Below are 13551 nucleotides of genomic sequence, written 5' to 3'. Positions count from 1 at the left end.
CGGTGCGCTGAGACGCGTCGTCGGCGGGCGTGGCCCCGGCACGGCTGCCGAACGCGCCGAGCCGGATTATTGTTGTGGCAAATGACTAGGATCATCGCCGGCAGCCTCAAGGGCCGCCGCCTCGCCACGCCGCCGGGGGACCGCACCCGGCCCACTTCGGACCGTGTCCGCGAAGCGCTGTTCAACTCGCTCGCCCCCGGCGGCGACCTCGAAGGCCTGCGCTTCGCCGACCTCTACGCCGGCTCCGGCGCGGTCGGCCTGGAGGCGCTCTCGCGCGGCGCCGCCGCCGCCCTCTTCGTCGAGTCGCACGCCCCGACCGTGAAGCTGCTGCGGCGCAACATCGCCGACCTCGGCGTCACCGGCGCCGAGGTGATCGGCGCCCCGGTGGAGAAGGCCCTCCAGAACGGCCCGGCCGAGCCCTTCGACATCGTCTTCGCCGACCCGCCGTACGCGGTCGCGGACGCGGGCGTGGGCGAGGTGCTCGAAGCGCTGGTCGCCCACGGCTGGCTCGCCGACGACGCCGACGTCGTCGTCGAACGCGGCGGCAAGGGCGCCTCGGTGCCGTGGCCCGAGAAGATCGCAGAAGACCGCGTCCGCCGTTACGGCACGACGGCCCTTTGCTACGGTCACGCCCTGTGAAACCTGAAGCTCGCATCGCAGTCTGCCCCGGCTCATTCGATCCGGTGACCTACGGTCATCTCGACATCTTCGGACGGTCCGCGCAGCTGTACGATGAAGTGTGGGTCGCGGTCTTCCACAACGCCTCCAAGAACGCGCTGTTCAGCGTCGAGGAACGGGTGGAGCTCCTCCGCGAGACCACCGCGGACATCCCCAATGTGCGGGTGGCCTCCTTCCAGGGCCTGGTCGTCGACTTCTGCCAGAAGCACGGAGCCGGCGTCCTCGTCAAAGGCGTCCGCGCGGTCTCGGACTTCGACTACGAACTGCAGATGGCCCAGATGAACTACGGCTTGCGAGGCATTGAGACGGTGTTCATCCCGACCAACCCCCTCTACTCCTTCCTGTCGTCCTCGATGGTCAAGGACGTGGCGAAATGGGGCGGCGACATCTCGCCCTACGCGCCTGAAATCGTCCAATCACGACTGGTCGAGCGATTGAGGCAGGATTAGCCACGTTTCCAACCCTCATCCGGGACAATGTCCCCATGACTGACATCGACGGGAGCAAATCGGTGGGTGCGCTCGACCGGATAGAAGAGATCATCGCCTACGTGGAGCAGGCCAAGGCGGTGGCCATGTCCCGCGCCTGCAAAGTGGACCGGGCCGAGATGATCGCCATGCTCGAAGAGCTCCAGAACGAACTCCCCGGCGACCTCCGCCGCGCCGAGGCCATGCTGCAGGAGCGCGACAAGATCATCGAGGCCGGCGAGCGCGAGGCCGAGCGGATCATCGCCGAGGGCGAGGCCGAGCACGCGCGGCTCGTCTCCCGCCACGAGATCACCGTCTCCGCCGAGCACGAGGGCAACCGCATCATCGCGGAGGCCCGCGGCGAGGCCCAGCGGCTGCGCGACGAGGTCGACGAGTACGTCGACACCACGCTCGCGAACTTCGAGCAGTTCCTGCACCGCGCCCTCTCGGGCGTCGAGCGCGGCCGCGACAAGATGCACACCCTCCGGGAGATCGGCACCTTCGCGCCCGGGCAGCCGGAGCATCACGAAGAAGAGAAGCCGCTCCCGCAGATCTAGGAGAAGCGCGTGCGCAGGCCCGGCACCGGGAACCCCGGTGCCAGGGCCGCTTTCGCGCGCCGGACGGTCGCATGGCGGGAGGTCGATCGGTCCACCCGGGGCGGGCCGGCCTGCCCTCCCGGGTACGGCGCTCGCGCCCGGAATCCGGGCCGAGTGCCGGCGGCGCCACGCCGCCTGCCGCGGATCGGCGCCGATCCGCACCCGCGGGCCGGGCGCACTCGCCGTGCCCCGCGTCGCCCGCTCCCTGGCTTGGAGCGGCCGTCGCCGTTGATGTAGCATTACCGGTCGGCCTCGATCGAGGCGCATCTCCCTGAAAGGACCGCAGCACACCCATGACGCAGACCGCTCTGGATCCCGCCGCGCCGCTGGTGTTCGACACCGCGGAGCTGCGTGGCGCGGGCACGATGATGCACATCGCGCGCGAGATCCCCGCACCCGAGGCGTACGGCCTCGAAGCGGTGTACGCGGTCCCCAAGGGCGCGGTCCTCGACATCGACGTGAACCTGACCGGCGTCAGCGAGGGCGTGCTCGCAACCGGGCAGGTGGAAGCGGTCGCCGAAGGCGAGTGTGCGAGGTGCCTCGCACCGGTGCAGGACGCCCTCAGCGTCCAGCTCCAGGAGCTGTACGCTTACGAAGGCTCCGTCACCGAAGCGACCACAGAAGCCGATGAGATCATGCGGCTCGAGGGGGACCTGCTCGATCTGGAGCCCGCGGTCCGGGACGCGCTGGTACTGGCGATGCCAGTCACGCCGCTGTGCCGACCTGACTGCCCGGGGCTGTGCGCCGAATGCGGCGTCCCCTGGGACGAACTGCCCGACGACCACGGTCACGAGACCGTGGACCCCCGTTGGGCGGGCTTGGACAAGCTTCGGCTCGCCGAAAACGACGGCGAATCGAAATAGCACAGCGAATAAGTATGGAGTTCTGAAGTGGCTGTTCCGAAGCGTCGTATGTCGCGCAGCAACACCCGGCACCGTCGGTCGCAGTGGAAGGCTGCCCCGATCCAGCTGGTCGAGTGCCCGCAGTGCCACGCCAAGAAGCGCGGCCACCAGGTCTGCGAGGTCTGCGGCACGTACAAGGGCCGCCAGGTCCTCGAGGCCTAAGCTCTCCCGCGCATGGGCGACAAGGCGGTACAACATTTCGAAGCGGTGTTCGGGGTTCGAGCGATCGACCCCGAACTGCTGCGTCTCGCCCTGACGCACCGGTCCTACGCTTACGAGCACGGCGGACTGCCCACCAACGAGCGCCTGGAGTTCCTCGGGGACTCCGTGCTCAGCCTGGTGATCACCACCGCGCTCTATCAGGAGCACCCCGATCTGCCCGAAGGGCAGCTCGCGCGTCTGCGCGCGTCGGTGGTGAACATGAAGGCGCTGGCCGGGGTGGCGCGTCGCATGGGCGCGGGCGGCATCGGCCCGCACCTCCTGCTCGGCAAGGGCGAGGAGTCCTCGGGCGGGCGCGGCAAGAACTCGATCCTCGCCGACGCGGTGGAAGCGCTGCTCGGCGCCGTCTACCTCCAGTACGGGATCGAGACCGCCAAGCGCGTGGTGCACGACTTCTTCGACCCGCTCATGGAGGCCGCGGCCGGTCAGGGCGCGGCCCTGGACTGGAAGACCAGCCTCCAGGAGCTGACGGCGGACTCCGGTCTCGGCGTGCCCGAGTACCGGATCACCGAGTCGGGCCCCGACCACGCCAAGCAGTTCACGGCGTGGGCGGTCGTGGCGGGCGAGGAGTTCGGCGAGGGCTCCGGCGGCTCCAAGAAGGACGCCGAGCAGATCGCCGCCCAGTTGGCGTGGCAGGTGCTGTCGGAACGCCTCGGCGTCAAGCAGCGATAAGCCGTTCGCGAGGGCGGGAACCGGGTCCCCGGTTCCCGTCCTCGCGCTCTGCGCGGGCACACGGAAGGACGCGGACCGACTGCCGTCCCTGACCCCCGCCCGCCCGGGGAAGGGGAGCGTCCATCGTTCCGCGCGGGTACGACGAGCACCTGCCCGTCCGGCGGTCGTGTCACTCGAAACGGTGGCCGAGCCGCGGCCGGGCGCCGATGGCCGGGGCCCGCCGCCGGTCATCGCGGACCGCGGCCGGTTCCGCACCGGCGCTCAGGTTTCCTCGGTGTCGGCACCGGTGCTCGTTAGCGCTGGCATTTCGGGCAGAAGTGGGCCGAGCGGTCGCCGATGACCTCCCGTTGGATCGGGGTTCCGCAGCGTTTGCACGGTTGGCCCGCGCGGCCGTAGACCGCGAGTTCCCGCGCGAAGTACCCGGCCTCGCCGCGTGCGTCCACGTACAGCTCGTCGAACGAGGTCCCGCCCACGGCCAGCGACTCGGTGAGCACGTCCTTGACGTGCCCGATCAGCTCCAGTGCCTTGCGCCGGGAGAGCGACTCGCCGGTGCGCCTGCCGCGCAGGCGCGAGCGCCACAGCGCCTCGTCGGCGTAGATGTTCCCGACCCCGCTGATCCAGGCCTGGTCGAGCAGGGCCTTCTTCACCTCGATGCGCCGCCGCAGCAGCCTGGCGGCGGCCGCGGCCGCGTCGAATTCGGCCTCGAACACGTCCGGGGCGATGTGGCCCAGGGTCTTCGGCACCGCGCCGTCCATCTCGGCGATCTCCCAGAACCCGAAGGTCCGCTGGTCGATGAACCACAGCTCGCGCTCGTCGATGAACCGCATCCGGCCGCGCAGGTGCTTGTGCACGGCGCGCCCGTCGGTGACGACGTGCAGCTGGCCGCTCATGCCGAGGTGGCACACGAGCGCGCGTCCGTCATCGAGGTCGAGCCACATGAATTTGCCTCGCCGCCCGCTCCCGGTGATGAGCAGCCCGCTCAGGTCGTTCTGGAAGGCGCTGACGCCGGGGGCGTGGCGGCGCACCGTCCGCGGGTTGTAGACCTCGACGGCGCTGATGCGTCCGCCGCGGAAGGCCGCGTCGACCCCGCGGCGGACCGTTTCGACTTCGGGAAGTTCTGGCACTCCTCAAGTATGACTAACTCAGCTGCGGGTGCTTCTCCCTGACCGTGTCGATCCCGTAGTTGATGGCGAAGGCGATCGCCGCGAGCCGTGAGTTGACGCCGAGCTTGCCGAGCACGTTCTGCACGTGGGAGCGGACGGTGGACACCGAGACGCCCATCTGGTCGGCCATGTGGCTGGTCGGCTCGCCGCGCACGATGCGGCGCAGGACGTCGTCCTCGCGCGGCGTCAGGTGGTGCGCGAGTTCGAGGGCGTCGTCGTCGCCGAGGAGCGGCGCGGGCTGCAGGGCCGCGCGCAGCAGCTGCGGGTCGTAGTAGGGCGGGCTCTGCAGCCCGCGGTCGATGGCGTTGAGCAGGTCGCCGGGCATGATGTGGGTGTTGGCGATCCCGGCGGCCGAGACCGAGACGGCTTTGCGGAGGACCGAGCCGTCCTCGCGGTCGGTGATGAGGAAGACCGGTCGCTTGCATTCGGTCAGGACCCGGTTCCGGGAGACCGCTTCGAGTGCGACCAGGCAGCAGTCGATCTGCGCATCCGCCGCCAAGAGCGCTTTGGCGCTCCTGGCCTCGACTGGGATGTCACCGCGTCGGTGGAGCAGAGGTCGAATGCTGGCGGAGAAGACCTGATTCGGGTCGTACAGCATGACACGCACGGTTGGCACCTCGTCCTTCAGGTTTTGCGGTCGCCTCCCCAGATGCGCGCCCGATCAGCAGGCGGCCATACCAGCATGACCGTTGGTAATCGCGCAGTCCAGCGTTGAGTCGGATGGACGACAGTAAGAGGTATGCGCGCGGCGCACCTGCGATAATGCGCGGCCCGTCGCCGGCTCGAAAGCGCCGCCGAGCGTGCCCGCGGGCCGGCGGCGACTATCCGAAGTTCTGGACCCAGTAGAGGGTGCCGTCGCGGTCGGCCACGCCGATGCCGATGACGTCGTACTCGCAGTTGAGGATGTTCGCGCGGTGGCCTTCGGAGTTCATCCAGCCCTCCATCGCCGCGGCGGCGTCGGGATAGCCCATGGCGATGTTCTCGCCGACGCCGCCTTCGAAGCCCTGCGCGTTGGCGCGGTCGGTGGGGCTGCGGCCGTCCTGCGAGTCGTGGCTGAAGTAGTCGTTGGCGGCCATGTCCTCGGCGTGGAGCCGGGCGGCGGCGTCCAGGCGCGAATCGCGCTCGAGGCTCCCGCAGCCGGCTTCGCCGCGCTCCTGGTCCGCGAGGTCGGCCACGGCCGCTTCGAGGTCGGCATGGGGGCTGGAGTCCTCCTGGCCCCCGCCGCCACCGTCGCCGGAGTCGCCCTCGTCCTCGGAAGGCGGCGCTTCGGAGGTCTCCTCGGGGGTCTCGGTGGTCGGGGCCTCCTCGGGCTCCTGCGGGCGGATGTCCGCCTCGCCGGTCGCGAACTCCGCGAGCGTCTCCACTGCCGCGGCGTCCCCGGCCTCCGAGGTCGCCTCCGCGGTCGCCGGGGCGCCGCCGGTGGAGGCCGCGACGCCGTCGAGTGGCGTGTCGAGCGCCCACAGTGAGGTCGCGGCGGTCGCGAGGCCGAAGGTCGCCAGGATCGTCAGGAACGTCCGGCGGCGGCTCTCAGAGGGATCGCGATGGCGTCCGCCTTGGAGTCTGCGCATGGGATACGGCCTCGTCACGTAGGGTTACGTGTGAAATGTTCGTATTTCGCGGACCTTACCAGGTTCCGCCCGGCCGTGCACGGGACATGGAGTACCCCGCCGGGAGTGACCCACCCCCCTCCGGTGTGACCCCCGTCGAAACCCGAGGGCAAAGCATGTGCAAAGCTTGACGAAGACCGCCGTTCAGGCGGATGATGTTGAGAGACGGCCAGCGTTCACGAGCCGTGCTCCACTGGTCCGTCGAGGGGCAATCGGCCCCAACGGCTAAAAAAATTCACTCATCGAAATGCGACGTTTTTCATGGTGCGTACGCCAACGCCACCATTCGACGTGATCGCAAGGAGAAACCATGGCGAAAGCCCTCTACGGCCACATCGGCCAGGCTCCCAACAAGCGCCTGCTCGAAGAAGTGGTCCAGCTACGCGCGCGAGTACGCAACCTCGAGTCCGAGCTCGCCGAGCTGCGGGCACGGGAGAACGAGATCGAGCACGATCAGGTCGAGGAGTTGATGCGGCTGCACGAGCCCGCGTTGACTTAAGTCGTCACTCGCGACATAGGAACACCAGCGCGCCTGCTGCGGGACAGCCGGCGCGCATTGTCGTGTCCGGGCCTCTTTCGGGCCCGCGCCCGCCCACGCGGCGTCCCTCCTCGTCCCCGTTCGCCCCGCCGGGGCCCTTGAACCGCCGGTGCCGGTCACAGGCGCCTTGTAGGCTGGGACGGTCCTGCACCCAACTCGACGCACACCAGCCCGGAGCGACCGTTGTACCTCAAGAGCCTCACGCTGAAGGGCTTCAAGTCCTTCGCCTCGGCCACGACCCTGCGTTTCGAACCCGGGATCACCTGCGTCGTGGGCCCGAACGGCTCCGGGAAGTCCAATGTCGTCGACGCGATCGCGTGGGTCCTCGGCGAGCAGGGCGCGAAGTCGCTGCGCGGCGGCAAGATGGAGGACGTCATCTTCGCCGGCACCACCGGCCGTCCCGCCCTCGGACGCGCCGAGGTCACCCTCACCATCGACAACTCCGACGGCGCCATCCCCATCGACTACTCCGAAGTGTCGATCACCCGCCGCATGTTCCGCTCCGGCGAGGGCGAGTACGAGATCAACGGCGACCGCTGCCGCCTGCTCGACGTCCAGGACCTCCTCTCCGACGCCGGCATCGGCCGCGAGATGCACGTCCTGGTCGGCCAGGGCAAGCTCGACTCCTATCTGCACGCCCGCCCCGAGGACCGCCGCGCGTTCATCGAAGAGGCCGCGGGCGTCCTCAAGCACCGCAAGCGCAAGGAGAAGGCCCTCCGCAAGCTCGAGGGCATGCAGGGCAACCTCGACCGCCTCGCCGACCTCACCGGCGAGCTGCGCCGCCAGCTCAAGCCGCTCGGCCGCCAGGCCGAGCTGGCCCGCCGCGCCCAGACGATCCAGATGGACCTGCGCGAGGCCCGCCTGCGCCTGCTCGCCGACGACCTGACCTCGCTGCGCGGCAACATCGCCAAGGACCTCGCCGACGAGGAGGCCCTCAAGGAGCGCAAGGCCGTGCTCGCCGACGAGCACGAGCGCCTCACCGTCCAGATCGACGAGATCGAGGCCGCGCACGCCCGCGACAAGCCGCGCCTGGCCCGCCTCCAGGAGACCTGGTACCGGCTCCAGGCCGTCGCCGAGCGCCTCCGCTCGACCGCGCAGCTCGCCGCCGAACGGCGCCGCTACCTCTCCGAGGACGCCGCGGACGACCGCGCCGGACGCGACCCCGAGGTCCTGGAGACCGAGGCGCAGCGCATCCGCGAGCAGGAGGTCGAACTGCGCGAGTCCATCGCGGAGGACTCCGAACGCCTCGCCTCCGCTGTGGAGGCCCGCGAGGAGACCGAGGCCGCGCTCGCCGAGGCCGAGCAGCGCATCGTCGCCGCCGTGAAGGCCGCCGCCGAGCGCCGCGAAGCCCTCGCCACGCTGCGCGGCCGCGTCGACTCCCTCAAATCCCGCACCGCCGCCGCGGCCGAAGAGCTCGAACGCGCCTCCACGGCGCTCGCCGAGGCCCGCGAACGGGCCGAGGCCGCCGCCGAGGCCTACGCCGAAGCCGAGGCCGAAGGCGAAGCGGTCGAAGCGGACACCGAGTTCGACGAGGCCGTCGCCGAGGCCAAGGCCCGCGTCGCCGCCGCCAAGGGCGAAGTGGACCGCCTCCAGGCCGCCGAACGCGAGGCCGACCGCGAAGCCTCGCAGTGGGCCGCCCGCGAAGAGGCCCTCGCCGTCGGCCTGCGCCGCAAGGACGGCGCCGCCGCGCTCCTGGCCCGGTCCGAGGCCGTGCCCGGCGTCCTCGGCTCCGTCGCCGCGCTCCTCACCGTCGAACCCGGCTACGAGGCCGTGCTCGCGGCGGCCCTCGGCCGCCTCGCCGACGCCATCGCCGTCACCGGCCCGGACACCGCCGCCGCGGCGCTGCAGCTGCTCCGCGACGAGGACGGCGGCCAGGCCGCGTTCCTGGTGGCCGGCGCTCAGGCGCACGCCGCCGTCCCACCGGAGTTCAAGGCCGTGGTCGACACCGTCTCGGCACCCGCCGAACTCGCCTCCACCGTGCGGGCCGTCCTCGCCGGCATGGTCGTCGCCGACGACCTCGAAGCGGCCCGGGCGATCGCCGAGGCCCACCCCGAGCTCACCGCCGTCACCCGCGACGGCGACGTCCTCGGCGCGGCCGCCGCCCACGGCGGATCCGCCAAGGGACAGTCCTATATCGAGGTCCAGGCGGCCGTGGACGAGGCCCGCGACCGCAAGATCGCCGCCGAGTCGCTCGCGGCGCAGCTGCGCGAGCAGTTCGACGCCGCCCGCGAGGCCCACGCCGAAGCCGAGGCGGCCGCCGAAGAGGTCCGCGCCGCGCAGCGCCAGGCCGAGGCCGCCCACAACGCCGTCACCCGCCGCCTGGCCGAACTCGGGGCCGCCGCCCGCGGCGCCGAAGCCGAGGTCGCCCGCCTCGCCCAGGCCAGGGACCGCGCCCAGGCCGCCCGCGAGACCGACACCGCCGGGCTCGCCGACCTCGAAGTCCGGCTCGAGGAACTCGAATCCCTGCCGGAGGTCGAGGAGCCCTCCACCGACGAGCGGGACGTCCTCGCCCGCGAACTCGAGGCCGCACGCCGGAACGAGATGGAGACCCGTCTCGCCGTCCGCACCGCCGAAGAACGCGCCTCCGCGCTCGCCGGCCGCGCCGACGCCCTCGCCCGCCAGGCCCAGTCCGAGCGCGCCTCCCGTGCCCGCGCCGAGGCCCGCCGCGCCGCCCGCGCCCGCGGGGCCGCGGTCGCCGCGCTCGTCGCCGAGGCCGCCGCGGAAGCCGGGGTCCAGCTCACCGTGTCCCTCGAGGCCGCCGCGATCGAACGCGACCGCATGGCCGCCGAGCAGACCCGCCGCGAAGCCGCCCTCGCCGACCTGCGCACCCGCGCCGGAGCGACCGCGGCCGAACTCGAACGCATCACCTCCGCGGCGCACCGCGACGAGGTCGCCCGCGCCGAGCAGCGCCTGCGCATCGAGGCGCTCGAAGAGAAGGCCGCCACCGACTTCGGCGTCGACATCGAGACGCTCCTGGCCGAGTACGGGCCCGACCGGCCCGTCCCGCCCACCGCCGAAGAGGTCAACGCCGCCTCGGAGCGGGGCGAACCGGAACCGGGGCCGTACGAGTTCGACCGCGCCACCATGGAGAAGCGCGCCGCCCGCGGCGAGCGGGAGCTCAAGCTCCTCGGCAAGGTCAACCCGCTCGCGCTCGAGGAGTTCGCGGCCCTCGAAGAGCGCTACAAGTTCCTCAACGAGCAGCTCGAGGACGTCAAGCAGACCCGCGCCGACCTCACCACGGTCGTCAAGGAGGTCGACGACCGCATCCAGCAGGTCTTCGCCGAGGCCTTCGCGGACACCGCCCGCGAGTTCGAGCACGTCTTCCAGACCGTCTTCCCCGGCGGCGAGGGCCGCATCCTGCTCACCGATCCCGACGACCTGCTCCACACCGGCGTCGAGGTCGAGGCCCGCCCGCCCGGCAAGAAGGTCAAGCGGCTCTCGCTGCTGTCGGGCGGCGAGCGGTCGCTGACCGCGCTCGCGCTGCTGTGCGCGATCTTCCGCGCCCGCCCCAGCCCGTTCTACCTGATGGACGAGGTGGAGGCGGCGCTCGACGACGTCAACCTCGGGCGCCTGCTCGACCTGCTGCGCCAGCTGCAGGAGAACTCGCAGCTGCTCATCATCACGCACCAGAAGCGCACGATGGAGATCGGCGACGCGCTCTACGGCGTGACGATGCGCTCGGGTGTCACGCAGGTCATCAGCCAGAAGTTCTCCCGACACGAGGACTGAGGGCCTGCCAGTACAGTGGTGCAACGCGTGCAATTGCATTGATTGCAGGCACGCTCGCAAGCAAGCTGCTGGAGGATTTTCGTGGACAACCTGTGGATCTGGCTGGTCGCGGCCGTCGTCGTGATCGCCGCCGTCGTCGGCATCGCGTTCGGCGTGCGCGCGTCTCGGTCGAAGTCCGAGCCTGTCGAGGCCCCGGCGGAGGAACCGCAGGTCGAGGCCCCGAAGGAAGCCGAACCTCAGGCCGCCGCTCCCGCGATCGAGACGCCCGAGCCCGTCGCCGGCCGCCTGGTGCGGCTGCGCTCGCGCCTGGCCCGTTCCAACAACGCGCTCGGCAAGGGCCTGCTGGCGCTCCTGGCGAGCGACAAGCTCGACGACGACGTGTGGGACGAGGTCGAGGAGACCCTGCTGGGCGCCGACGTCGGCATGGCGGACACGACCGCCGTGGTCGAGCGCCTCCGCGAGCGCGTCAAGGTCCTCGGCACGCGGGACCCCGAGGAGCTGCGCCGCCTGCTCAAGGCCGAGCTCACCGCCGTCCTGCGGCCGGAGCTCGACCGGTCCGTCGCCACGGCCCCGCCCTCGGGCGAGGGCCCGGCCGTGATCCTCATGGTCGGCGTGAACGGCTCGGGCAAGACCACGACCTGCGGGCGTGTGGCGCGCGTGCTCATCGCCGAGGGCAAGACGGTCCTCATGGGAGCGGCCGACACGTTCCGCGCCGCCGCCGCCGAGCAGCTGGAGACCTGGGGCTCGCGCGTGGGCGCGAAGGTGGTCCGCCGCGGCGAGGGCGCCGACCCGGCGTCGGTGGCCTTCGACGCCGTCAAGGCCGGGACCGAGGAGGGGGCCGACGTGGTCCTGGTGGACACCGCCGGGCGGCTCCAGAACAAGGCCGGGTTGATGGACGAGCTCGGGAAGGTCAAGCGGGTCATCGAGAAGCAGGGCCCGGTGGCCGAGACGCTCCTGGTGCTCGACGCCACGACCGGTCAGAACGGGCTCCAGCAGGCGAAGGTCTTCGGCGAGGTCTGCGACGTCACCGGCATCGTGCTCACCAAGCTGGACGGCAGTGCCAAGGGCGGGATCGTGATCGCGGTTCAGCGGCAGTTGGGGGTACCGGTTAAGCTGGTCGGACTCGGGGAAGGGCCGGACGATCTGGCCCCGTTCGAGGTCGGAGCGTTCGTCGACGCCATCGTCGACGGCGCCGAGTCCTGACGACGACTCAAGACGGACACGGCAGGCACGGCGGGGACCGGTGAGCCAAGACGAGATTCCGCTTATTGGCGGCAACACGAGCACGGTCATCCGGCTGGGGGACACGGTCCGCCGGAACACCGGACCGTGGACTCCGGCGGTCCACGCGCTGCTGCGGCACCTCGACGGCGCCGGTTTCACGGGTGCGCCGCGGGTGCTGGGCATCGACGAGCACGCCCGCGAAGTGCTGTCCTATGTGGAGGGTGAGCCGGGCAAGTATCCGCTCGCGCCGCACTGGACCACCGACGAGACCATGTGCGCGGTGGCGAAGATGCTGCGGATGTTCCACGACGCGCAGTACGGCTTCCATCCGCCGCCGGGCGCGACCTGGCGGTCCTTCGGGCCGCCGCCGCCGGACACCGAGGTCATCTGCCACCACGACGCCGCGCCGCACAACGTGGTGTGGCGGCCCGACGGGACGCTCTCGCTCATCGACTTCGACCTGGCCAGCCCCGGCGCGCGGATCTACGACGTCGCGTACGCGGCCTGGACCTGGGTGCCGATCTTCACCGACCGCGACTCGATCACGCTGGGCTGGAAGAAGCCCGACCGGGCGCGGCGGCTGCGGATGTTCGCCGACGCCTACGGGCTCTCCGACCGCGACCGCCAGCGCTTCATCAAGGTGATCCGCAAGCGCATCGTGGACCACATCGAGGGCATCAGGCGAATGGCCCAGGCGGGCGACCCGGCGTTCGAGCGGATCGTCGAGAAGGGGCATCTGCGCCGCCCGGCGCGGGACCTGCGGCTGCTGGACGCCGAGCGCTACATCCTCGATGAAGCGCTGCGTTGACGCTCGCCTAGCGCGCGCGATCCCCGCCCTTCTTCTCGCACGGACAAGACGAAGACCTCCGACGAGCCGGGAGCCGGGGGTCTTCGCCTTGCGCGCGGCGCGATGCCGACGTGCGACCGCAACGGGTGGAGCGCTCCCAGAAGCGGACGGGCGGGAGCGCCGTCGCATTCGGATGGGGGAGCGCCGCCGGGCTGCGGCTTCTCGATGGATTTGAGGGAAGTGAAGCAAACGTACCGTGTGAGCGCTTGCCTGTCAATGGATAGGCAAATGTCAATGTAAAGTACTCGCGTGTACGGTTCTCGACGCCCCGTGGCCGCGGCGGCCTCCTTGAGCCCCAACGGACTCAGCACCGTGATACGGCCCCGGCCGAGCTTGGCGACACCGCTCTCGGCCAGCTCGCCGAGCACCTTCATCGTGGTCTCCCGCGACGTGCCGACGAGGGCCGCCAACTGCTCGTGCACCAGGCCTCGGCGGGCGAGCGCGATCGCGAGGGAGACCGCGCCGATGCCGATCGCCATGCCGAGCGCGCAGGTCAGGAACATGGCGGTGCCGCCGAGGACCGGCGCGGACCGGAAGGTCTGGGCCATGATCGCCAGGAACGGCGCGACGGTGCACGACAGCCAGGCGAGCGCGAAGCACAGCCCGAACATCGTCATCGACCCGAGCGAGCGCTGCACCTCGCGCTCGGCGAGCTTCGGCACGAACGAGGGCAGGTCGCGGCCGATCAGGAGCCACACGCCTGCGGCGGCGACCGCCCCGGCGACGAGGGCGAACGCGAAGGGGGGTTCTTGCATGGGCCGAGTCTGGCAGCGGGCGGGGCTTCTGGCAGCCGGCTCACATAAGCGGGATCGAATCCGGCGGCGGCGAACCGGCCCGTCCGAGGCGGGGCCGCGGCGGTCAGCGGCCCGGCCCGGCCGCGCGGCGCGAGCGGGACCGCAGCCTCCTGCC

At 71.1% G+C, this 13551-nt stretch carries 14 protein-coding genes; 10 read left to right on the top strand and 4 right to left on the bottom strand.

The features are described 5' to 3' along the window. Positions 1-81: 81 nt before the first annotated feature. From rsmD to rnc, 6 genes are all read left to right on the top strand, one after another. Entirely contained in the window at positions 82-639 is a 558-nt protein-coding gene (gene rsmD / locus K3N28_RS17905; RefSeq protein ID WP_228094115.1) for a 16S rRNA (guanine(966)-N(2))-methyltransferase RsmD, read from the top strand. Continuing rightward, positions 636-1127: a pantetheine-phosphate adenylyltransferase gene (coaD, locus tag K3N28_RS17900; protein WP_228094114.1), complete on the top strand. Its 492-nt coding sequence runs from the start codon at positions 636-638 to the stop codon at positions 1125-1127. The genes rsmD and coaD overlap by 4 nt, the downstream gene beginning before the upstream one ends. A gap of 62 nt (positions 1128-1189) precedes the next feature. Beyond that, positions 1190-1702 (top strand): hypothetical protein, encoded by a 513-nt coding sequence (locus K3N28_RS17895; protein ID WP_374209824.1) that lies wholly within the window; start codon positions 1190-1192, stop codon positions 1700-1702. Between the two features lie 332 nt (positions 1703-2034). Further along, positions 2035-2604, top strand: a complete 570-nt coding sequence (locus K3N28_RS17890) for a DUF177 domain-containing protein (protein ID WP_228094112.1) — start codon at positions 2035-2037, stop codon at positions 2602-2604. A 27-nt stretch (positions 2605-2631) separates the two neighbouring features. Continuing rightward, the gene (rpmF, locus tag K3N28_RS17885; protein ID WP_136529731.1) at positions 2632-2805 is read left to right on the top strand and encodes a 50S ribosomal protein L32; all 174 of its coding nucleotides are present in this window, start codon (positions 2632-2634) and stop codon (positions 2803-2805) included. 12 nt (positions 2806-2817) lie between these two features. Continuing rightward, a complete protein-coding gene (gene rnc / locus K3N28_RS17880; RefSeq protein ID WP_228094111.1) occupies positions 2818-3534 on the top strand; it encodes a ribonuclease III in 717 nt (238 codons plus the stop codon). A 293-nt stretch (positions 3535-3827) separates the two neighbouring features. On the opposite strand, the gene mutM is transcribed toward rnc, so the two are convergent. The 3 genes from mutM to K3N28_RS17865 all read right to left on the bottom strand — a co-directional run bounded on the left by mutM (position 3828) and on the right by K3N28_RS17865 (position 6265). Then, positions 3828-4658 carry a bifunctional DNA-formamidopyrimidine glycosylase/DNA-(apurinic or apyrimidinic site) lyase gene (gene mutM / locus K3N28_RS17875; RefSeq protein WP_228094110.1) on the bottom strand — a complete coding sequence of 277 codons (831 nt, stop codon included), beginning with the start codon at positions 4656-4658 and terminating at the stop codon, positions 3828-3830. 13 nt (positions 4659-4671) lie between these two features. Then, positions 4672-5295 carry a response regulator transcription factor gene (locus K3N28_RS17870; RefSeq protein WP_228094195.1) on the bottom strand — a complete coding sequence of 208 codons (624 nt, stop codon included), beginning with the start codon at positions 5293-5295 and terminating at the stop codon, positions 4672-4674. Positions 5296-5518: 223 nt separating this feature from the next. After that, positions 5519-6265, bottom strand: coding sequence for a CAP domain-containing protein (locus K3N28_RS17865; protein WP_228094109.1), 747 nt, complete (start codon positions 6263-6265; stop codon positions 5519-5521). A 349-nt stretch (positions 6266-6614) separates the two neighbouring features. Between K3N28_RS17865 and K3N28_RS17860 the strand changes: the two genes are divergently transcribed. From K3N28_RS17860 to K3N28_RS17845, 4 genes are all read left to right on the top strand, one after another. Beyond that, a complete protein-coding gene (locus K3N28_RS17860; RefSeq protein ID WP_228094108.1) occupies positions 6615-6803 on the top strand; it encodes a hypothetical protein in 189 nt (62 codons plus the stop codon). Between the two features lie 222 nt (positions 6804-7025). Next, positions 7026-10571 (top strand): chromosome segregation protein SMC, encoded by a 3546-nt coding sequence (smc, locus tag K3N28_RS17855; protein WP_228094107.1) that lies wholly within the window; start codon positions 7026-7028, stop codon positions 10569-10571. Between the two features lie 90 nt (positions 10572-10661). Next, positions 10662-11774 carry a signal recognition particle-docking protein FtsY gene (ftsY, locus tag K3N28_RS17850; RefSeq protein WP_374209823.1) on the top strand — a complete coding sequence of 371 codons (1113 nt, stop codon included), beginning with the start codon at positions 10662-10664 and terminating at the stop codon, positions 11772-11774. Between the two features lie 40 nt (positions 11775-11814). After that, complete coding sequence (locus tag K3N28_RS17845; protein WP_228094105.1) at positions 11815-12603, top strand: phosphotransferase enzyme family protein; 789 nt, start codon at positions 11815-11817, stop codon at positions 12601-12603. Here K3N28_RS17845 and K3N28_RS17840 read toward each other — a convergent pair. Next, complete coding sequence (locus K3N28_RS17840) at positions 12576-13397, bottom strand: helix-turn-helix domain-containing protein (RefSeq protein WP_228094104.1); 822 nt, start codon at positions 13395-13397, stop codon at positions 12576-12578. The two genes, K3N28_RS17845 and K3N28_RS17840, sit on opposite strands and share 28 nt — an antisense overlap. Positions 13398-13551 lie beyond the last annotated feature (154 nt).

The sequence above is a fragment of the Glycomyces sp. TRM65418 genome, from assembly GCF_019710475.1.
Taxonomy (GTDB): Bacteria; Actinomycetota; Actinomycetes; order Mycobacteriales; family Micromonosporaceae; genus Glycomyces.
The sequence above is the reverse complement of the archived record's forward strand: the minus strand, read 5'-3'. Positions and strand labels throughout refer to the sequence as shown.